The sequence below is a fragment of the Streptomyces sp. HUAS TT7 genome (genome assembly GCF_051550175.1).
GTDB lineage: Bacteria > Actinomycetota > Actinomycetes > Streptomycetales > Streptomycetaceae > Streptomyces.
This window is the reverse complement of sequence record NZ_CP196175.1, coordinates 8,658,724-8,679,380: the sequence shown is the minus strand read 5'-3', so window position 1 is coordinate 8,679,380 and position 20,657 is coordinate 8,658,724. Positions and strand designations below refer to the sequence as shown.

The 20,657-nt window shown below is 68.6% G+C and carries 19 protein-coding genes and 1 pseudogene; 10 read left to right on the top strand and 10 right to left on the bottom strand.

Going from position 1 to position 20,657, the window contains the following annotated elements; genetic code table 11:
- Positions 1-63: 63 nt before the first annotated feature.
- Positions 64-216 carry a hypothetical protein gene (locus ACSHXC_RS39445; RefSeq protein ID WP_438296143.1) on the bottom strand — a complete coding sequence of 51 codons (153 nt, stop codon included), beginning with the start codon at positions 214-216 and terminating at the stop codon, positions 64-66.
- Positions 213-458, bottom strand: a complete 246-nt coding sequence (locus tag ACSHXC_RS39440; protein ID WP_438296142.1) for a hypothetical protein — start codon at positions 456-458, stop codon at positions 213-215. Before ACSHXC_RS39440 ends, ACSHXC_RS39445 begins: the two co-directional genes overlap by 4 nt.
- A 30-nt stretch (positions 459-488) precedes the next feature.
- On the opposite strand from ACSHXC_RS39440, the gene ACSHXC_RS39435 reads away from it, so the two are divergent.
- Positions 489-1,436, top strand: a complete 948-nt coding sequence (locus ACSHXC_RS39435) for an NAD(P)-dependent oxidoreductase (protein WP_438296141.1) — start codon at positions 489-491, stop codon at positions 1,434-1,436.
- 306 nt (positions 1,437-1,742) lie between these two features.
- Here ACSHXC_RS39435 and ACSHXC_RS39430 read toward each other — a convergent pair whose 3' ends face one another.
- The 3 genes and pseudogenes from ACSHXC_RS39430 to ACSHXC_RS39420 all read right to left on the bottom strand — a co-directional run bounded on the left by ACSHXC_RS39430 (position 1,743) and on the right by ACSHXC_RS39420 (position 3,106).
- The gene (locus ACSHXC_RS39430; RefSeq protein ID WP_438296140.1) at positions 1,743-1,916 is read right to left on the bottom strand and encodes a hypothetical protein; all 174 of its coding nucleotides are present in this window, start codon (positions 1,914-1,916) and stop codon (positions 1,743-1,745) included.
- Between the two features lie 16 nt (positions 1,917-1,932).
- On the bottom strand, positions 1,933-2,124 hold the full coding sequence (locus ACSHXC_RS39425; protein ID WP_438296139.1) for a hypothetical protein: 192 nt from the start codon (positions 2,122-2,124) through the stop codon (positions 1,933-1,935).
- 177 nt (positions 2,125-2,301) lie between these two features.
- Positions 2,302-3,106, bottom strand: a pseudogene (locus ACSHXC_RS39420) (transposase family protein).
- Positions 3,107-3,749: 643 nt separating this feature from the next.
- On the opposite strand from ACSHXC_RS39420, the gene ACSHXC_RS39415 reads away from it, so the two are divergent.
- Entirely contained in the window at positions 3,750-4,016 is a 267-nt protein-coding gene (locus ACSHXC_RS39415; RefSeq protein ID WP_438296138.1) for a hypothetical protein, read from the top strand.
- A 111-nt stretch (positions 4,017-4,127) separates the two neighbouring features.
- On the opposite strand, the gene ACSHXC_RS39410 is transcribed toward ACSHXC_RS39415, so the two are convergent.
- Both ACSHXC_RS39410 and ACSHXC_RS39405 read right to left on the bottom strand, forming a co-directional pair.
- Complete coding sequence (locus ACSHXC_RS39410) at positions 4,128-4,352, bottom strand: hypothetical protein (protein WP_438296137.1); 225 nt, start codon at positions 4,350-4,352, stop codon at positions 4,128-4,130.
- Between the two features lie 112 nt (positions 4,353-4,464).
- A complete protein-coding gene (locus tag ACSHXC_RS39405; protein ID WP_438296136.1) occupies positions 4,465-4,920 on the bottom strand; it encodes a hypothetical protein in 456 nt (151 codons plus the stop codon).
- Between the two features lie 550 nt (positions 4,921-5,470).
- Here ACSHXC_RS39405 and ACSHXC_RS39400 point away from each other — a divergent pair.
- Together ACSHXC_RS39400 and ACSHXC_RS39395 are read left to right on the top strand one after the other, a co-directional pair.
- Positions 5,471-5,776 carry a hypothetical protein gene (locus tag ACSHXC_RS39400; protein WP_438296135.1) on the top strand — a complete coding sequence of 102 codons (306 nt, stop codon included), beginning with the start codon at positions 5,471-5,473 and terminating at the stop codon, positions 5,774-5,776.
- 216 nt (positions 5,777-5,992) lie between these two features.
- The gene (locus ACSHXC_RS39395; protein ID WP_438296134.1) at positions 5,993-6,850 is read left to right on the top strand and encodes a tetratricopeptide repeat protein; all 858 of its coding nucleotides are present in this window, start codon (positions 5,993-5,995) and stop codon (positions 6,848-6,850) included.
- A gap of 423 nt (positions 6,851-7,273) precedes the next feature.
- On the opposite strand, the gene ACSHXC_RS39390 is transcribed toward ACSHXC_RS39395, so the two are convergent.
- Positions 7,274-7,405: a hypothetical protein gene (locus tag ACSHXC_RS39390; protein ID WP_438296133.1), complete on the bottom strand. Its 132-nt coding sequence runs from the start codon at positions 7,403-7,405 to the stop codon at positions 7,274-7,276.
- A gap of 477 nt (positions 7,406-7,882) precedes the next feature.
- Between ACSHXC_RS39390 and ACSHXC_RS39385 the strand changes: the two genes are divergently transcribed.
- The 5 genes from ACSHXC_RS39385 to ACSHXC_RS39365 all read left to right on the top strand — a co-directional run bounded on the left by ACSHXC_RS39385 (position 7,883) and on the right by ACSHXC_RS39365 (position 17,988).
- The gene (locus tag ACSHXC_RS39385; protein WP_438296132.1) at positions 7,883-10,258 is read left to right on the top strand and encodes an ATP-binding protein; all 2,376 of its coding nucleotides are present in this window, start codon (positions 7,883-7,885) and stop codon (positions 10,256-10,258) included.
- Between the two features lie 351 nt (positions 10,259-10,609).
- Positions 10,610-11,272 carry a double zinc ribbon domain-containing protein gene (locus tag ACSHXC_RS39380; protein WP_438296131.1) on the top strand — a complete coding sequence of 221 codons (663 nt, stop codon included), beginning with the start codon at positions 10,610-10,612 and terminating at the stop codon, positions 11,270-11,272.
- Between the two features lie 1,938 nt (positions 11,273-13,210).
- On the top strand, positions 13,211-13,558 hold the full coding sequence (locus tag ACSHXC_RS39375; RefSeq protein ID WP_438296130.1) for a hypothetical protein: 348 nt from the start codon (positions 13,211-13,213) through the stop codon (positions 13,556-13,558).
- A gap of 974 nt (positions 13,559-14,532) precedes the next feature.
- Entirely contained in the window at positions 14,533-14,889 is a 357-nt protein-coding gene (locus ACSHXC_RS39370; protein ID WP_438296129.1) for a hypothetical protein, read from the top strand.
- Positions 14,890-16,389: 1,500 nt separating this feature from the next.
- Positions 16,390-17,988, top strand: coding sequence for an FG-GAP repeat domain-containing protein (locus ACSHXC_RS39365; RefSeq protein WP_438296128.1), 1,599 nt, complete (start codon positions 16,390-16,392; stop codon positions 17,986-17,988).
- Positions 17,989-18,377: 389 nt separating this feature from the next.
- On the opposite strand, the gene ACSHXC_RS39360 is transcribed toward ACSHXC_RS39365, so the two are convergent.
- Entirely contained in the window at positions 18,378-19,160 is a 783-nt protein-coding gene (locus tag ACSHXC_RS39360; protein WP_438296127.1) for an oxidoreductase, read from the bottom strand.
- A 74-nt stretch (positions 19,161-19,234) separates the two neighbouring features.
- Positions 19,235-19,813: a TetR/AcrR family transcriptional regulator gene (locus tag ACSHXC_RS39355; RefSeq protein ID WP_438296126.1), complete on the bottom strand. Its 579-nt coding sequence runs from the start codon at positions 19,811-19,813 to the stop codon at positions 19,235-19,237.
- A gap of 583 nt (positions 19,814-20,396) precedes the next feature.
- Here ACSHXC_RS39355 and ACSHXC_RS39350 point away from each other — a divergent pair.
- On the top strand, positions 20,397-20,594 hold the full coding sequence (locus ACSHXC_RS39350) for a hypothetical protein (RefSeq protein ID WP_438296125.1): 198 nt from the start codon (positions 20,397-20,399) through the stop codon (positions 20,592-20,594).
- Positions 20,595-20,657: the final 63 nt, after the last annotated feature.

The following is a 20,657-nucleotide window of genomic DNA, read 5'->3' as shown; positions in this document are numbered from 1 at the left end:
ACCACCTGCAGCCGCTGTCCTCTCAATCCGTGTCCGCGCCATAGGAGACGACACCAAACGCGGTCACCTCACGGCATCAGGTCTTCCCCCCTCCGATGCGTGACCGGCCTGGCGGGACAGGACCAGGGTGAGCGCCTGGTGGTCCTGGTCGGCGAGTTGGACGCCGATCCGGCGGCCGTCGTCAGTGAGGGCCGCCCGGGTGTGGAGTTCGGTCACCCGGTGATGCTGCCGGCTCGGTCCCCGGTCAGCCGGTAGCCCCACTCCCCCAGCTTCCCCGTCACATGCCGGGCGGCCTTCCCTGACGTCCACGGGGTGTTGGGGCTCTCGGTGGCCAGTGCCTGGCTCCCAGTAGGGTCGGTGCAGGGAGGGGGTGTCACATGGAGCGGAGCCGGGTTCTGCTGCTGGATGCAGCTCCTGGCGAGCTGCTCGGTCTGGAGTTGGGGCGTCTGCTCGGCCATGGGCTGGCGATCACGCTGAATCTTCGGAGGGTGGACGATCAGGCCGGGGCGCATGCTGCCTGGGGCGGCCGGGTGGACTTCACCGATTTCGACGCCTTCGACGAGTCCGCGCTGGTTGCCGAGACCGTGCGGGGCGGGCTCGGCTACCACGCGGTGAAGTCCCGTGCCGGTGTGCCGCTGCGCGCCACCTTCCTCGCGGCGGCCACCGATCCGGTGCTGGCCAACCGGCTCCGCGTGGTCGGCCGGGCCGGGGCGGGCACCGATCACGTCGAGTTGCCGGCCGCCGCCCGCCACGGTGTCGCGGTTACCCATACCCCGGGGGCCAACGCGAACGCGGTCGCCGAGTTCGCCCTGGCCCAGCTGCTCGCCCTGACCCGAGACCTCCCGGCGCACAACCATGCCGCGCATCAGGGTGGTTGGCGGGCACCGGCCGCACCGGCGGCAGAGCTGTCGGAACTGACCTTGGGCATCGTCGGGCTGGGCCGCATCGGCCTGGCACTGGCTGGGCGGGCGACCGCTCTGGGCATGAGGGTCCACGGCCATTCCCGGCGCCCGGCCCAGGCACCGGTGCCCTTGGCCGGCTCCCTCAGCGCACTGCTGAGGACCAGTGACGTGGTCTCCCTGCACCTTCCTCTCACTCCCAAGACCCGAGGGCTGATCGGTCAGGCGGAGCTGGCGCTGATGCGGCCGGGGGCGATCCTGCTGAACACCGCCCGGGGCGGGATCGTCGACGAGCAGGCGCTGGCCCATGCGCTGCGCGACCCCGCACACCCCCTCGCGGCAGCCGCCGTCGACACCTTCGAGCACGAGCACGCCGCCTTCGCCTCACCCCTCTTCGGCCTGCCGAACGCCCTGCTCACCCCGCATGTCGCCGGGATGACCAGAAACGCCATGGCCACTGCGGCCCTTCGCTGCGCGGACCACATCGCCGCCCTCCTCACCAACCGCCCGAACGGCATACCCGTCGTGACCGGCTAACGGGCGCTGACAACGCGTTGAGGCCCATCGCCCCCGGCACCGGGCAGCCAACTGCCCGTCTGCGCCCGCCGTATGGGTCATCGGATGCGGAGCCTATGCTGCTCACGCTGTTACGGCGCCGAGGACTTCGTCAAATCCGTGCGCGTGCCGGGCGCTTACGAGGTGGTAATTGGTGGGCTCCAACAACGCGTCGGCAACAGCAGAACCCGAAGGCCTGGCGCCTCTGCAGGGGTGCCAAGCCTTCGGGCAAACCGTGTGCTGCTCGATGACGCTGGAGTCGCACCGACGGGCTGCAACCGGCCCTGACTACAGACGGCTGCTCTGACGGGACGCGCCGCCCAGCTTGTTGATGATCAGGGCGTAGACACCCGCCAGGACGAAAGTGGCCGCGTACTGGGCCCACTCCACGTCTCTGAGGAGCATGGTCACGCCGACCAGCACAGCCGCCCACACGAGCGTGGCGATGATCTTGACGGTCATGGGAGCGCCTTTCATGTCAGGCGAATGAGGCCAGGCAGGCAGCCCCGCCGGCCACAACGGTCTCGTCCTTGTAGACGGTGCACATCGAGCGGCGTTCGCCGATCGGGTCCACCGCGACGACAGGCCGGGCCATGCGGGCGACCGACGGCGATGCCGTGGCGGCCGTGGCGGTGCCGGTGCCGGTGGCCAGGACCGTCCCGCTGAGCACGGCAACGGATAGGATGCCGGAAACAATGCGCTTCATATGGAAGATTTCCCCGACGGTTCTCTGTGATCTTCTCTCAGGGCGGCTCTGGTCAGGAGAAACGCGCTCTGGCACGCCCAACGCTATTCACAACATTCCTTCGAAAAGAAGGCAGTTGAGGATCACCTGAGTGAACCCTTTTCATCCTGAATAGCTGCAGGTCATCAGGGTGTGAACTGCCTTGATGATCCGGCTGATGCGGTTGGTGGAGCAGCGTGCCTGCCTCAGGATGCGCCAGGTTTTCAGCTGGGCGAAGGCGCGTTCGCCGGGTGCGCGGTGTCGTGCGTGGTCGCGGTTGAACTGCTGGTAGTGCTCTGGCTGTTCGCGGTGGTGGTAGTAGGGGGTGCGGACGGTGGCGCCGGCGCCTTGGTAGGCCCGGTCCGCGAGGACGAGGATCTGCCGAGTGAGGCAGGCCTGCACAATCCCGTGGGCGCGAGCCGCGGTCAGGTCGTGCGTCCGGCCGGGCAGCGCACGCGAAAACCAGAGTGGTGTGCCGTCGGGACGGGCGATGACCTGGACGTTCATGCCGTGCTTTCTGTGTTTCATGGAGTAGTAGGGCTCGTCCGCCTTGATGCGGTCGGTGGGGATGAGGGTGCCGTCAACGATGACGAAGTCGCCTTCACCCAGTCCCACCAGGGCTTCGTGCAGGCCCGGTGCCCACGCCGCCAGGACGTCGAGTGTCTCGTCGACGTACCGCCGGGCGGTTGTGGTGGAGACACCGAACCGGCCGCGAGCTGCGGGAACGTCTCGTTCTGCCGCAGATGGGCCAGGGCCAGGAGGGCCTGCTTGAAACAACCCAGTCTCCGCCAAGGCGAGTTAAGTTCCTGCCGGCGGGCGTGGAGCAGCCAAGAAACATGCTCAACGAGGCCGTGCGGGACATCGAGCGTGGAAGAATACGCAACCAACAGGGCCCCTCGGACGCCGGTGTGATGAGTGAGATCACCATGCCAACGACCAGGGGCCCTGCCTCGTCACCCAACCCCTCTGACCAGCACGTACACCCCATCAGAGCCGGGATGAAAAGGGTTCAGTTAGATCAACTAACTCTTCACTCCTGAACGATGAAGTCGACAGCTCCGGCACAGCAGCTCCACTGCGCCTCCACGATCCGGGAGGCTGTGCGGCGGGCACAAGCCGCTCCACCACCGTCGCGCCCTGGCCGAGCTCACCCAGGACGTCACCACGGACGGAGCGTTGAAGAGGAAGGCGTCCCTCGGGTCCGTGCAGGTATGGGTCCGGCTCTTCTTGAGTGACTGAGCTGAGCTGGCGTTTGCGTGGCGGGCTGGTGGCGGGTACTGATCGCTCCTATCTTCTCTGGTGAGGGGGTGTGTGATGGTGTCCGTGCCGGAGGAGCTGGAACGGCGTGAGGCTGCGATCCGGGAGCGGGCTACTGAACTGCGCATCCAGGTCGCGGAGTTGAGTGGCCAGCTGGAAGCGTTCGAGGACATGCTGTCGCAGGTGGAGATCGCCCGGATGGTGGTGCGGGAGGTCCTCGACGACGTGGCTGCCGATGTGCGGGCTTCGCGAGGAGAAGCGGGGCCGCGGGAGGCGGAAGTGGTGTCGCCGATCGGGGTGACAACGGTGCCGCAGTGGGTGCCGGGCATGAGATGCCGGTGCCGCCGTCCTCGTATCAGGACATCACGGAGGTGCTGCGGGCCGCGGGGCGGCCGATGCGGTCGAAGGCAGTCTCGAGGGCGATCGGCTGGGGCTACGGAGCCTCGAAGGTCGAGTCGGTGAGGCTGAAGTTGAAGCGGCTGGCGCGGCTGGGCTGGCTCACTGAGGACAGCCCGGGCCTGTTCGCGCTGCTCGAACGCACCAAAGGCTCGGGCTCGTTCAGTCCGGGACCTGGCGACTGAGGCCTCTTCTTCCTACGTTCGGAGGCGCCAACCAAAACGCCTGTAGGAAGAAGAGCGATGGAACGGTACGACACCCCATCGGGTGCTGACTCCTTTGAGACAGCGACGAAATTATTCGACGCGCTCGTGGCGGACCTGGCCTTGCCGGCCGTGGGTGAACTGCCCCGCCACGAGGTGGCGGACCTCCTCGAGATGAGGGGCCGTGACCTGCTGCGACAGCTGTTCCAGGACCATCTGGACCTGCGCGCGCGACGCGAACAGGAAGCCGCGGAAGAGCGACGGCCGCACGTGACCGGCCCCGAAGGTCTGCTCCGCCCGCGGCTGGAGACCGGTCATCAGCGGCTGCTGGCCACCGTGTTCGGAACGGTGACAGTCTCGCTACGACCAAGCACTCGAGGCCGGCCGGCCCCCACGAGGAAGGGCCAAATCCCGCGGATCGTGCCGTAGTTCAGGCTGCGTGAGCTTCGGGGCGTTTAACGAGGCGGCCGTGTCCGAAGCGGGCTCCGGCTCGCTGTGGTGGGAGTGCGGCGCAACAGCCCGCTTGCCGTTCCCGCGTCAACGGGTCTGGGGTGCTGCGTCCCGGACCCCGGGCACGACAACCAGCAACAGGGTTTCGATTGGGGTGTGGGGGGGAGTACCAGCGCTGGTTGTCGCCGTCGTTGCATCCGTTGAGGTAGATGCCGGCTTCGTTGGCGTCGAGGCACCGGCCGTCCCAGCCCTCGTCGCGGGCCTGCTGGTTCCAGAAGCGGACGCCCTGGCCGGTGTTGTCAGTGATCCAGCTGTCGCCCTTCTCGGAGTTGCAGCCCCAGGCGCCGACGTTGTGATTGGCGGGGTTGACGCCGAGGCAGAGCCCGGCGATGGCTTTGTTGCCGATCTGCTTGGTTGCGTCGTTCCAGGTGTGCACGATCCATTTCTGCTAGTCCGCCGTTGCAGTTGTTCACGTAGACGGTCCAGCCGCCCCCGTTGGCGTTGGCGTCCGGGCATTTACCGGTGGCCCGGTGCTGGAACGTCTGGGTGCTGTCGGCGCTGGCAGGTGCGGCGGCCAGCAGCGCGAACACGGCAGCGGCTGACAAGACGGCCCACGGCGGCACGCGACTACATCGCCGGGACAGGGGCCTCGTTCATGAACCCGCCACGACGACACTGCGCCCGCGCAAGCGAAGCGTGGAGGCGGCAGACAGCGACGGCGAGTACGTATCCACCAGCCACTACCCGCTGATGTATGTCCCCGAGCGAGGCTCCCGCGCAGCCCATTGACCTGAGTCTCGCGGCCCTGAAGGCCAAAAAGCGGTGCTGCGCGCGGTGGATGATGCGCCACCGCATACCGCCAAGGTTTACCCGCTGACGCGCTGGGTGGAGCGGACGCTCATCCGGCGGCAGGACGCGGCTCGCCCGGCTCTGCCCCTAGCGTCGTGTGCTGACCGCACTACCCGCGATGAGACAGGGAGCACACCGTGCGAAAGCTCAGGATCGCCTCGTTAGCAGCATCTGCCGTGCTGATCGGCACAGGCGCGGCCACCATGGCACCCGCTGCCCAGGCGGAAGCGTCGCCCAAGTGTCATGTCTGGGAGCAGAACACCACCAGGTTCTCCGGCTGGTGTGACGGCCGAGGCCCCGCAAGCTACCGTGCCACCATCACCTGCAGGCACGGCGGCGAGCACCAGGGCCAGTGGCGCTGGCTGGGCGACCGCCGGGGCTCGACCGCATGGTGCGAGAAGAACGACCGCGTGGCCAGCAAGTGGCAGTTCATCAGTGGTTGATCTTCCTGTGCAGGCCCGGCCGACACGGACTCCAGATGACCGGCAAGCACGTCACCGAGGACGATCCCTCGAAGATCTGAGGTGAGTGTCGGAACGTGCCTCGGGTCTGCGGCGACAGCCCGGGAGAACGTCCCGCTGACCGGCGGATACGAATGATTGGGACACGGCAGCACCCCGTCGATCCCCGATGAGCTGCTCCGCGTAGCCTTCCGGTCCGTGAAGTCCCTACGAAACCTCCTGGCCCGCGCGAAGCCTGCGTCGGCCACGGGCGGAGTCGACCAGGCCTCGGCGCTGGTGCTGCGCGGTATCAAAGAGCTCCTGCGTGCGGGCCGTGCCGAGGAGGCCGAGACCCGGGCGCGTACGTTCCAGGGTGCCGCACGGCGCGCCCCGGGGCGGGGCGACCCGGGGCGGGGCGACCCGGCGAACGTGGCCGCCTCATTGCTGGCCGCACGCGCCGTCCTGGCGCAAGGACGTCCCGCGCAGGCCCTGTCCGAGTTGGACGGGCTGCTGGCCGAGCTGGCCGAACCGCCGAGCATGCGTCACTACGCGACATCGCTCGCGGTCCGGGTGAACCGTGCGCAGGCGCTCTGTCATCTGAAGCGGCCCGGCGAAGCCGAGAGTGAGTGCCGCGACGTCCTCAACGCTCTGGCCCGCATCGCCCAGCATTCCGTGGAGGTGGAGCTGGCCGCGCTCCACTGCCTGGTGCACGCCCTCAACGGCCAAGGCCGCCACCAGGAGGCCGAAGCTGTCGCCCGCGGTGCCCTGCCCCGTGCCGAGGGAGATGCCGTCATGGCCCTGAGCTGCAGCCTGGTCCGCAGCCTCAACGGCCAAGGCCGCCACGCAGAGGCGCTCACCGAGGCCCGTAAGCCGGTACCGGAATACGGCCGGGGCGGCGCCGGGGCCGTCGGGCTCGGCGCCGCCACCGCCCTGCACGGCCTCGGCCGCCGTAGCGAGGCTGAAGCGGAGGTCCGCCAGGCACTAACGGACTGCGAGCAGTTCCTGCCTCCGGGACACCACCGAGCCCAGCAAACCCGCGAACTGCTCGCCCGCATCACCTCCGACAACCCCGCCTGATGCGGCCGGCCCAGTCCCATAGTCCAGCGGCCATCAGCTGACACTCCTCACATCATCAGGACCGCCACCATGGCGCCAACGACCGAGCCGGCCGCGAGCGCCATCATGGCGAGCCACAGGCCCGGCACCCGCACAGCCGACGGCCTTACCGGTGCAGTGACCGCATCCCTCACAACGGTGCCCCTCGGCACAGTGGGCGGAACTGCCCAACCAGTAGGCGCCGAGCAGCTGAGCACGGTGACGGTGACAGTGACCGCAGGGCCACAGAGTTGTTGAACCGACGGTCAGTGAAGTGCACACGAGCCCCGGGGCTGTGTTGTGAGCGCTGGCCGTTGAAGCGGGCGCAACAACCCACCAGGTCTGGCAGAGGTCTGCGATGAGGGGGCGGGCGGGTCGGCGCTAGGGCATCCGTGGAGCCTCGACTCACCCCACCTGCGTCGAGTCTCCGATGATCTCGTCGCCGAGGTTGCACCATGCGGTGCTCTCCGCGCTCGCCCATACCCAGGGACCGTAGTGCACGTATTGATAGCCGCCCAGGGTCTCACACGTGATCACCTCACGGTATCGCCCCGAGTCGCACCAGGTTTTGTTCCCATGGTGGCCCGCGCTGCCGAACACCCGTTGGCCCCAACATGACTGCAGTGCCGAGTTACTGGACACAGGAACAGCGGTCTGTGACGAGCCGCTGTCCGCTGCAGCGCTCGGCGCGAGGGACAGCGCTCCCCCCAAGACGAGCGCCGTCAAGGCTACTGTCCTTGCGATACGACCTTTGATCATGCAGACCTCCCAGTTGTTGACGAGATGCGTGGATGCGTCGACCACGTAACGGGCTGGCGGCGCTTCAACGGGCGTCCCCACGTTGCGGGTTGACGGCCTGCCCCTGGTCGGCGGGGCACGTACGATGCTGCCGTCTGTCCCCCTGACGCCGACAGGACGTCCAGCGGACGTTTAGCGGACGTTCTTCCGGGTCGGCCACAGTCGCGCAGGGAAGTGGAGCGGTGTGGCCCGAGCCTGCGGGGCGAGGAGGAGGACATGCCGGAACGGTTCGACACGGTGCTGCGCGGCTACAGGCGGCGGGCCGGGCTCACCCAGGAGGAGCTGGCGGAGCGGGCGGGGCTGTCGGCCCGGACCGTCCGCGCGTTGGAGTCCGGGCAGGGACGGGTGCCCCGTATGGCCTCGGTGCGGGAGTTCGCAAAGGCGCTCGGACTGGGGTCGGACGACCAGCGGCGCCTGCTCGCCATGGCTGCGGCCGACGAGCCGGAGGGGGCGGCGGAGTCCGGACCCTTCGGGCGCCGACGGTATCTGCCGTATGGCATACCGGACTTCACCGGGCGCACCGCCGAGGTGGCCCGGCTCGTGGAGCTGGTCAGCGGCGGCGCGAGCGCGGTGGTGGTCTCGGCGATCGACGGCATGGCGGGCGTCGGCAAGACCACGCTGGCGGTGCACGCCGCCCATCTCCTGGCCGGAAGGTTCCCGGACGGCCAGTTCTACTGCGACCTGCATGGCTTCACCCCGGGGTACGCCCCGATGGGCCCGGCGCCGGCGCTGGAGGCACTGCTGCGCATGGCAGGTGTCGACGGCGCGCGGATCCCGCACACCCTTCAGGAGCGGTCGGCTCTGTGGCGTACCACACTGTCGGGCTGGCGGGCGCTGGTGGTGCTGGACAACGCCGCCGACACGGAGCAGGTACGTCCACTGCTGCCCGGCTCCGCCTCGTGTGCGGTGCTGGTGACCTCGCGGCGGCGGCTCCTGTCATTGGAGGGTGCCGTCCCGCTCTCGCTCGATGTGCTGCCCGAGGTGGAGGCGTGCGCGCTGGTGACCCGGATCGCGGGACACAACCGGGTCGCCGACGCGCCCGAGGCGGTCGCCGAGATCGCCGAGCTGTGCGGCTACCTGCCGCTGGCCATCCGGATGGCCGCGGCCCGGCTCGCCCACCGGCCCGCATGGAGCGCGGAAGACCTCACCTCCGAGCTTCGCGCGGGCCGCCGCCCCTCCGGCCGTGGCGGCAACGAGCAGGCGGTGAGCGCGGCCTTCGCCCTCTCCTACGCGCGCCTCAGCCCCGGCCATCAGCGGCTGTTCCGGCTGCTCGGCCTGCACCCCGGCGCCGATCTCGACGCGTACGCGGCCGCGGCCCTGGCGGACACGGACGTGGCGACGGCACGGCAGTGGCTGGAGGAACTCGTCGACGTCCACCTGCTGGAGCAGCACGAACCCCACCGCTATCAACTGCACGATCTGCTCCGCCGGCACACGCAGGAGGTCCTGGGCGAGACCGAGCCGCCCGCACAGCGGGAAGAGGCGGAGCGCCGGCTCCTCGACCACTATCTGCGCACCGCACTCAACGCCCGCCCCCTGGTGGCGCCGGGACAGCGGCTGCTCCCCTTCGAGATCGCCTGCCCGCCCTCCGACACCCCGAACGTGAGCGACCGGGCCTCGGCTCTGGCCTGGTACGAGGCCGAGCACGCGAACCTCGTCGCGTTGATCACGCACGCCGCCGCGCGGGGCAGCAGCGAGCACGTCTGGCAGTACACCCATGTCCTCCAGCACTTCTTCGACATCCGGGGGCGCACCCTGGACTGGGTCAACACCCATGAACTCGCCCTGGCCGCCACTGAAGGCCTCGGCAACCGCCTGGCCCACGCCGAGACCCTGACCAGCCTCGCCGTCGCCTGCTGGTACGCCGGCCGGCACGAGGACGCCTTCAACCGGGGGATGGAGGCGCTGGCCCTGTGCCGGGAGATCGACGACGCGTGGGGCGAGGCCGTCGTCCTCACCAACTTCGGCATAGTTCAAGGGCAGTTGGGGAAGAGCGAGGAGGCCATCGACCTCCACCAGCAGGCCCTGGCTCTCTACAGCGGCATCGACGCCCCGTGGGGCGAGGCTCTGAGCCTGACCAGCCTGGGCGCGGTCTACGCCCGGCTCGGGCGGCCTGCGGAGGCCCTCGACCACCACCGGCGGGCGCTGGAGCGCTACCGGAGCATCGGTGATCCGTGGGGCGAAGCTCTCACCCTCACCAACATCGGCACCGGCTACCGGCAGCTGGGCCAGTTCGCTGAAGCCGTCGGCCACCACGCACGGGCGCTCTCCCTCAGCCGCCGGATGGGCGACCGGCGCGCCGAGAGCGAAGTCCTCAACGACCTCGGTGCCACCTACCACGCGGCCGGCCGCAGCGACGCCTCCCACCGCCGACACCAGCTGGCACTGGACATCGCCCGCGCCATCGACAGCAGCCCACAGATCGCCCGCGCCCACCAGGGCATCGCCGACACCCTGGCCCCGGACGACCCCGACACCGCCCGCAACCACGCCCAGCAGGCACTCGCGATCCACGGCGAGCTGAACGCCCCCGAAACCACCGAACTCACCGCCTTCCTCGACACCCTCGACCAGAACCCGGCCGACCCCTGAAACCCTCCACAGCCCCACACCCGCCCGCAGGCCGCCCAGCCCGCAGACAAAAGCCGAATCCCGCACTAATCACCGCAATCCGAAACAATCACTCCCCCCGCCAGCGCCTGACGCATCTAGTGATCACCAACGGATTTGTCGGGGCGAAGGGGCCGAGGCCTCCGGAGCACTGGCCAGGCAGTGTGGGACCTTACGTGGAACCCGTACGTCCCGTGGCCGAACTCGCCCTGTTCTGCCACCATTTGGACGTCCGCTGTCGAATCCGCGAGGGCAGGCGGTTCCGGTGAAACCGGGGCCACCCGCCCCGCGTCTCACAGCGGGTCCGGTCACGACCACTCGGGGGCGAGCGCCATGAGTTCCGAGATCTACTTCTCCAACAACTACCGCGACCTGTGCGAGCAGCACGGCACCGGAGCGGGCTTCCAGTTCGAGTTCCACTGCTCACGCTGCTTCGACACCTGGCGTTCGTCGTTCGAGAACTTCACCGCGGGCCGCATGGCGAGCTGGCTGTCCAGGGGGGTGACCGCCGCGTGGAGCGTGATCGGCGGGCGGGCCGGCAGCGGCGTGTCGAGTGCTGCCGACGGGCTCGCGGGCGCCAGCTGGGGCGGTGCCCGCGACGCGGCCTTCCAGCGGGCGGTCGACACGGCGCGCGGACACTTCAACCGGTGCGGACGGTGCAGCAGTTACATGTGCGACCGCTGCTGGAACCCGGAGCATGGCCTGTGCCTGAGCTGTGCTCCCGACACGGCAGCGGAGGCCGAGGCCGCCCGCAGGCGGGGCGTCAACGACATGGCCTCGCAGCAGGCGTACGCCCAAGGGCAGGTGCAGGGCGAGGACTACGACCCCACGGCCGCACGGCAGCTGGTGTGCCCGCAGTGCCAGGCCGAAACACGCGGCGCACCATTCTGCGCAACCTGCGGACACCGCCTCGCCCAGCAAGCGCACTGCGCCTCCTGCCAGACCGTGGTACCGGACAACTCGGCCTTCTGCCCATCCTGCGGCACCAAACGCTGACCGCGCCGCCCCGGCCTTGCCGCCGCCGGGCACCGGGCCATCACCCGTCCACCCCGCCACCCCTTTTGGTGACTGGCCCGCCCGCTGGAGGCATACCGTGCCCGAAAGTGCCCACCAAGGCCTCGTCGAACTGCATGATCGTAAAGACCGGGGCGCCGTCATCGCCCGGGCCGGTCTCAACGGCCAGCCGGACGGTAGTCGCCCGCCAGCTGCGACCGTCACACGGAACACGGTCCAGTTTCGACGGTGACGCGGTTCCCGTCACGGTTGCGGCCGATGGGCGTACCGGGTCATCCACAGGACCCGCTGTCATCCGCCAGGGCCCCGGCGAAGGCCGGGTCGGCTACCGCGACCAGGACCCTCGCCGCGATCCGGCTATGGCTTCGATGAGGCCCGTCAGGACAGCTCCCGGCTGTCCTGACGGCCGTAGCGTTCCCTGTCCCGTGCCACTTCTTCGGCACTCACCGATGAACAGACGGCGTACACATCTCCGATACGGTCATCGCCGCGCCGACGTTCCCGCCATTCTTCGTGGGCCCGACACACCATGACGGGCACCCGCGAAGCGGGCTGCCAGTGCCGGGTGAAGGTCGGGGCGTTCACATCCGGGGCGTCTTCCAGGGGCACGCCGCGCTTCCCCAACAGCCGTTCGCCTCCGCCTACGGCCCAGCCCCCACCACCCCGGTGACGGGGATCGCCAAGACTCGGGGTGGCTACTTTCCGGCTTCGACGTTTCCTTCCTCATCGCCCCCCGATGCGGCGCCCATGGCGTCTGCGGCGAGTTCCTCAGAGTGCTGCCGTCCCTCCCCATCGGAACGCTTTCCGCTTCTCCTTTGAAGGAGTATTTCGGAATTCATCGCAACCGGGGGCTGACCTTGCTGCTCAGCCTGTTCAACCATGACGACAACCTTGAGGATGGTGGAGTAATTCCAGCCCAACACGGCACCTTGAGGAATGCACTTCGACAACGCGGCGACCTTGAGAGCCCTTGCGGGCCCTGGATCCAGAACCCTGTACCCAGGTGTCGAACCCGGCCTGCACGTTTCCGCGGCCGTCGACACGGACCATTCGGCGTATGAGCCACTTCAACCCGGCGTTGGCGCCGCGGTGTTAGTGAAGGCGACCGCTGTGGTCTGCCCAGGGGTGGGTGCGGTGGACCAGGGTGGGCATGGCGCGGTCGAAGGCTCACCCAGCGAGATCTCAGGGCCCAGCGGCGGCGCCCGCCGTCTGTCTGGTCGGTGTCGGTGCCGCAGGAGACGATCCCGAGCGTGGTCACCTCGCGGAGCAGGTCCTCGCTCCCGGGTGCCTGACCGCTCTGGTGCTGGAGGACGAGGATGAGGGCCTGGTGGTCCTGATCGGCCAGGTGCAGGCTGATCCGCCGGCCGGGCATCGGCAAGGGCCGCCCAGGCCAACAGCACCGTCACCGCGGTGACATCCCCTTCCCGGCCGGCGTCCAGCCGGTAGCCCCACTCGGCCGGTTTCCCGATCACGTACCGACCCGCCTTGGCGGGTGACCAGGGGGCGTTCTCCAACGTCCAGTTCGCCGCCCGCCGGTTCGCGATCCGCGCCGCAAGCCGCGGCCGCACCGACACGGAAGCGGTCGTGACGCTTTCCGGGCGGGGCGGCTCGACCGACTCTTCGGCGGAGGCGGAAACTTCGGCGGAAAGTCCGGGCGAGGGCCGTACTCGGCGTCGGCATTCAACGGCGGCACTGCCACAACTGCCTCCCCGGGACCGGGCGTTCGGAGCCTGGGCCCGTGCCGCCCAGCGCAGACCTCCCCCTCGGAGCCAGGAGGCGAAACGACCCAAGCGGTGGGAAGCTCCCTCGTCCCGGACTCCACATGGATAACTCCCCTGCTGACCAGCGAGCGTCCTGGGACACTGCGTCCATGAGCAGATTCGCCGAGTCCTCGTGCTGGCAAAAGGTGCTGAGGAGATCATGGAGCCTCTGACCCGGCCCGACGACAGCCGCGAGTGGCATCAGTGTTTCACCCGCGTCGACGACGGAATGTACGCCGGGGACAGGATGCCCTCTCGGGAGTGCTATACGTGGGTCATCCAGTTCATCCGCCTCAACTGGCGTGGCCTGCTGGCTCATCTCGAGTCACTCCCCTGGCCCAACCCCCACTCCGTCCAGGTCCTCGTACGCGACGAAGAAGACTCCTGCTTCGGCCTATGGATGATCTACCACGGGAAACTCGTCGAAGTGCCCCTGCCGCACACCAAACGCGAGCCCTTCGAAGGAAACAGCGTCACCGGCGTCCTCACACGCACCGACCAACCCTGAACACCGGCAACAAGGTCCACGGAACAGGCGACATGGGACAGACTGTCCGCACACCCCGACCTGGAGTGTCCGCTCACCCGGATGCCCTGCTGACCGCGCACACCGGCAGGGGACGTACTCGTACACGCGGCGCTGTTCGCTCTCGCCGTCGCGGTGTACCCACTCGCTGCGGAGGAACTGGCCGGGCACTGCGATGCCGCGCCGGCGCAGATTCAGCAGGTCACGGTACCGGCCCCGCCAGACCCGCAGGATGGCGCCGGCTGCCAACGGAGGCAGGACGAGCCCGTACACAACGGCGCCTCCCCATTCGTCGTCGGCGTGCGTAATGGCCACAGGGCGAAGACGAGATAGGCCGCCACGGCGAGGAAGCGGCGGGCCTTGGAGTGATGGAGGGGCAGCGGCGGCAGCCGCAGGGCCCGTTGCTCGCGCACCACCAGGTCCGGTCCGTATGCCGCGGTCCGCACACCCGACGTGTCTGCGACACCCCGCGGCGGGCCTCGATGATGTTCGCCCGGGTCGCGGCGTGACTGCCGTCGCGGCCGGTCAGGGCGTCGTGCCCGTCGTCGGTGTCGGCGTAGTACGAGGTGGCCGGGGTTTTGACGCCGAGTTCGACAGCCTCGCCGACCATCCGCTTCCAGTCCGCGCCGGCCAGGCTGCCGTGGCCCTTGGCCAGCCCTGCCTCGGCGTACGGAACGGTGGACCGCCCCTGACCCTTTCCGCCGTGAATTCCGGCATCGCACACGGCCCCGCCCGTCGCACGCGAGGAACACCAGCGCCGCCCGATCCCCGCCGACGCCCGCCAGACCAAGCCCCCGCGTCCCATCTTCTTGATCAATGGGGCGCGGGGTCCGGTAGAAACGGACGCCCCCCACGCGGTCTCACCTGCGGGTATCCGCCGCCCGCCGAAACGTACGCACCGAGCTGTCGGCGTTTCCCTACTAATCGTCCCCGTTGTCAGAGCCGTTGTCCCGGCCGTGCTCCTGACCGTCCGAGCCGCCGTGCTCCTGGTCATTGTCCCGGCCCTGGCTGTTGTCCCGGCCATGGTCCTGGTCGTCGTCCCGGCCCTGGCCGTTATCCCGGCCATGGTCCTGGTCGTCGTCCCGGCCCTGATGGTCGTCGTCCCTGCCTTGGTCCCGGCCGTGCTCCTGGCCTTGACCCTGGCCGTCATCCCGGCCGTGGTCCGCCGCAGTGCTCCCACCGAAGCCGCCGTCGTGGGCGAAACTGACGCCAGCACCGAGGGTGGACAGCCCCACGACCGCTGCGGCTACGACCGCTACCCGCTGAAACTTGCGCATCATTCGACTCTTCCCTATTTGGGCACGAAGCCTTGATCGAACTACTTAATGTGAGCATATACATACTTAATGCAGTCATTTGGGATCTCGGCTGACCTTCATCCGGCGCCCCGGCGGGCAGGGCAAGGCCCGCTACAGGCGCAGAACCATGCCAAACCCGCACCTCGCCGAGCCCGGGATGGACTGGGTGTAGGCCATTAGAGTTGCGGAGTCCGGGGCGGGTGGCCGGCAACCCTGCCGGTGACGGAACGTCCGTCCCGGACACTTCGGCCCAGATGTGCAGCTCGGGAAGAGGAAGAGTCCTTGTTGGAAGTCCCTTTGTTAATCGTCTCTGCGAGCTGGGGCTTGCATGGCGTACGCGCTTCGATCCCCTGACAGGGGAACGGGGCGACGAGCAACGGGTGGGCATGCACCCGCGCATGGTCTCCGTGTATTCCTGCGCGGTGGCCCATAGGATCGCTCAGGCCGATGCCTTGGACCCCCGTGACCGAAGATCCGCAGCTGTTCGCCCTGCCTGGCAACTACACGGTGGACGAGCTGGGCGCCGCCCTGCTGCAGGGATCCCGCTCCGCTTCCTCACCGGGTACAAGCAACCAAGTGGCCCGTTGTACGCGTGCGCGGCCGTGCAGGCCGTGGTGCCCGGCCACATCGCGGGGATACCCGTTGCACGCATCGTCCGAACCCGGCGCGTCTTGGCCGACGAAACCGACCCGCGAACTCGAACGTGGCCCGCTGGCCCTGGGCATGCAACCGGTGCGTGCCGCACTCGGCTTGAAGTCCCCGGAGCTCCCGGCGATCGCAGCGCTTGCCGCTCAAGCCACACGCCTGTCCCCAGTCACCTCAGATCTGGTGTCCCGCCTGGCCAGCCACGGCGGCGTCCTCCAGGCCTCACCCGTCGAAGGATCAGACGGCCAGGCCGCACACATCAGGGTCACCGGCACGGCGGGCGGGGCCGCCCTGAACAGCACCGCGACACTGCTGGCACCCGGCAACGAGCTCTCCCTGACAGGGCTCCAGCCCGGACGGCGTCGAGATCGGCCTCCCCGGATTCCAGGTCACCCTCGGCACCTCACGCTTCAGCAGGTGAAGCCACTTCAGACCCTGCGCCACTCCCATCGGCTCCGGTGCCACACAGGCGCAGGCTGGGAAGCACGACGCCCAGACGTGGCGGCGATGCCACACCGCTCGGAGTCCCTATGCCGGATCGCGGAATCGCCACCCGGCCAACGTGATCGGAAGCAGGTGAGCCAATCGGCCATGGGCGGTCCAGCGAACTTCAGCCTCGTCCTCGTACCGGTCATCCGATCCACGCCCGTAAAGGTCGAGAGCACCAAGACGTTTGCCCCATCCGGGGGGCGCCGGAGCTTCGCCGGACTTCGTGCTGTTTGCTGTGCCCGTGGCGACACGCGGAAACACCGCGAGAACGCGCATCCAACTTTCCCAGGGGGGAACTTGACTTTCCACGCTCTTACCCGGGCACGCGGCAGACGCGCCCGGCGCATCGCCGCATGCGTCGGTCTCGCACTGTCCGCCGGCATGCTCACCACCGGCCCTGCGGTCGCCAGCGGCACGGTCCCGCCGTCTCCGGTCCAGACGGCACCACGCTCCGACTTCGACGGAGACGGCCTCGGGGATCTGCTCTCGTACTCGGGAGCCAGCCACACCTTCAGCCTCAAGTACGGCGGCAGTTCCCTCGGTAGCGATTTCACGATCAATCGCGAGCACCCCGACCAGGACGTCTACAAGGACATCATCCCTGTGGGCAACCAGGACGGGAACGCCGCGGGGCGACTCCAGTTCATGGCGCTGTCGGCCGACGGCACCCTCACCATGTACCGCACCACACAGCCCGCCTACACGTCGGCGACGACGTGGTCCAGCGGCGGCTGGCAGGAGTTCAACAAGGTTCTCGCCACCGGAGACCTCACCGGAGACCACCGTCCCGACCTGCTGGCCCGGACACCGGACGGAGACCTGTACCTCTACCCGTCCACCGGCAACCTCTCCGCTCCCTTCGGCCCGCGACTCAAGGTCGGCTCGGGCTGGGGGGCATACGACCAGCTCGTCGGAGTCAGCGACACCAACGGCGACGGCATCGGCGATCTGATCGCCCGCACCCCGGGCGGCGACCTCTACTTCTTCGCCGGTACGGGCGACCCCACCGGCATGTTCAAGCCGCCGGTCAAGGTCGGGAACGGCTGGAACGCCTACAACCAGATCGCCGGCGGCGACGACATGACGGGCGACGGCATCGGCGACCTGGTCGGCCGCACCGAGGACGGCACCCTGTACATCTACCCGGGGGACGGCACGGGCCACTTCGGTGACCGTTCCACGTTCCGCCGGCCCTCGGGCTGGCAGGAAGCGGACGTGCTCGCGACTGCCGGTGGCATACCGGCCTACGGAAAGCCCAGGGTCCTGGGCGTCGACAGCCAAGGGGCCCTCTACTCGTACCGATCCCTCAACAACGGCAAGCTCTCGGACCGCCGACGCGATCCCACCCCGTACTACTGCGGTACGAACCCGGCCACCCGCTTCGCCTTCGCATCCGACCTGGCCATGGACGGCGAGGCGGACCTCATCGCCAGTTGCAACGACCTGCTGTACACCGGGGGCACCGGCTCGGAGCAGCAAGGTTTCGGGTGGGGCGGCTTCACCAGCTTCACCGGGCCCGGCGACCTGACCGGAGACGGCATGGGCGATGTCCTGGCGCGCGACAGCGCCGGAGTCATGTACCTCTACCCGGGTGTCAGCACCTATCCTCAGTTCCACTTCGCCGACAGGATCAAGCTGGGTGCCGGATGGAACGCGTACGACGCGATCGTCGGCGCGGGTGACTACACCGGCGACGGCCGGGCCGACATCCTCGCCCGGACCCCTGCTGGGGCGCTGTATCTGTATCCGGGGACGGGCAATCCGCAGGCGCCTTTCAAGGATCGGGTCGGCCTCGGTGGTGGCTGGCAGCAGTACATCCGTCTGACGGCCATCGGTGACATCAACGGTGACGGCAAGGGCGACCTGCTGGCCGTCAGCTCCGACGGCGAGCTGTTCAGCTACCAGGGCACGGGCACAGGCGGCTTCCGTCCCCGTGTGAGTCTCGGCCGCGGCTGGAACGCCTACCGGGGCCTGTACTGACGCATGGCTGAAGCGCGGCCCCTGGCCACCCCGGAGCCGGCGGCCGGGGCCGCACGTCCCTTCACTGCACCGAGAATGGGGGCGTCGTTCCACGTCGTCCCGAATGTCATCTGCGAACGCCACCTTGAGGCCTGCCTTCTGCAACTCGTCGGCGCTGGCCCCGTCTTCTGCTGTCATCCGGCGCGGACGGACCTCGTCGACGCAGAGGATCTGGCCGGGCTGGCTGAGCAGTGCGGACACTGGGCCGGTGTGGTCACCGTCAGCCGGCGGCCTCCCCTCCACGACTCCACGACCAGGACAGCGTCCTGTGCGGGAGGCGGGATAGAGCCTCACCCCACAGGACGCCGTCCGCCTACCGTCGAGCACGCGCATGCGGCCACCAGGATGCGTCACACCGTCTTGATGCCGCCGCCCTCAACGACGTAGTCGGCGCCGGTGATGCTCGCCGCACGGTCCGAGGCGAGGAACGCGACCACGGCCGCGACCTCGTCGGGTTCAACCATGCGACCAGTGGTCATGCCCATCGCGGCGGGCACCCCGGACACGAAGTCGCGGTGCCCGACGCCGTTCGCCTCGGCAAGGCGGGCGCCGAAGCTGTTGTCGTCCTCCCACATGCCGGTACGTGTTGGGCCGGGAGAGACGGTGTTCACGCGTACGCCCCGGGGGCCGAACTCTTCGGACAGCGCCTTGCCGAACGCGTTGAGGGCCGCCTTCGCGGCGCCGTACTCGATCGGGCCGGTGCCCGGCAGGCGTGCGCTCATCGACGAGATGTTCACGACGGAGCCGCGGCGTTCCAGGATGCTCGGCAGCAGTCGTCGGGTGACCCGGACCGTGCCGAACAGGTTGACCTCGAAGCTCTGCGCCCACAGGGCGTCGTCGGTCGCGAGGAACCCGTTCAGGGTGAACGTGTCCCCGCCGCCGAGATTGTTGACCAGGATGTCCACGCCGCCCAGTTCGGCGAGCGCCTGTGCCCCCAACTCCTCGGCGCCCTCGGGTGTACTCAGGTCGGCCGCGACCGGGCGGGCTCCGGCTTCCTTCAGCTCGGCCGTGATCGTGCGGGCCGCGCCGACCACTCGTACCCCCTCGGCTATGAGCTGCCGCGCAATCGCGAGGCCGACGCCTCGGCTGGCCCCGGTGACGACCGCTGTCTTCCCGGCGAGATCGAGTTCCACGTCAGACTCCTCAGAACTTTTTGAACTACAGGTACAAAATAAGGCCGCAAAAAACCGGCACCAATAGTGGCTGCTTACACCGATGCGATCGCCGCGTCCACGACCCGCCTCAACTGGGCGGGGCCCTCGGCAGTCTTCGCCAACACCCGCATGCCGATCACCGTCGCGAGCAGCCAGGCGGCCACCGCTGCCGCGTCGCGTCCGGCGTCGATCTCGCCGGCTCGCTGGCCTTCCTCGACAGTTGCCCGGAACGCGCTCTCGCTGCGGGCGAACATCTTGCGTACGACGTCGGCCGTCCCGGCGTCCGAGGAAGCCAGCTCGGCGGCGGTGTTGACCGCCATGCAGCCGCGCCGGTCCTGGTCGCCCAGGTCGAGTTCCACCAGGGCTTCCAGCGCACCCCTCAGCCGATCCTTTGCCGAACCGGGGTGGTCGAGGAGCTCTGCCAGCCAGGCTGCCTGCGAGTCGCGGTAGCGGGCAAGCGCCCGCTCGAACAACGCATGCTTGCTGCCGAAGGTGTTGTACAGACTGCCCTTGCCGATGCCGATCTCATCCACAAGGTCCTGAGGCGTCGTCGCCGCGTACCCCTTGCGCCAGAACACGCCCATCGCGCGCTCCACCGCCACGTCCGGATCGAACTGCTTCGGCCTGCCCATGGCGCTACCGTAACACCATTTTTGACCTTGAGGTCAAATAGCTGTCGCTTCTCACTGGCGCGGGATCCGGGCGGGACGGCGACGGGAAGTACTGTCCGGGCGGCGGGAGTGTCGGGTGGGCCGCCGTCGCCGGCGTCGAGGTCGGGGTCGTCGAACTCCACCGGCGCACCGGCGGCTACTTCAAAGGCCTCGCCCACGTCATCCCCACCGCCGCCGTCACCGCGATCCGCACCGGCAGCGAAAACATCACCCTCAAAGAACTCGACACCGCCACACATCCCGAAACGATCACTAGACCCCCACGTCAACACGTCGCCCATCCAGTGACCACCAACGGATTTGTCACATACTCCACATTCCATCGGATTCCGCCTGCAGACCATGCGTCTGCGCGTTCGAAACAGGGGTCTTGATCTTCACCCATTCGGCCGCCTCCCGCTGTCACGCCGGAAGGCACGGAGTGAGGCTGACCATGAACAACTGGCTCACGGCTGCCGGTCGTCTCCGGCGCCTCGTCCCGGCCGTATGGCGGTCCGGGTCAGCCGCTGAGCCAACCCCCAACCGACTCAAGGAGAACCCTCCCATGCGCCGTACCGCAGCCGTCATACTCGGCACCGCCTGTCTCCTCGGTCTCGCTGCCACTACCGCGACAGCAGCACCCAGCACTCCCGGCACTAGCACCACCGCCAGCGCTCCCGTCGACTCCTGCGGCGTCGGGCCCTGCGAGAACGTCTTCAACTTCAACATGGACAGCCAGGTCGACGGCTGGGTCTGGCACTGACTCGCACCCACGTTTTTCCTTGATCGCCTGATCGTTCGGCCGGTATCGGAAAACGGAAACACA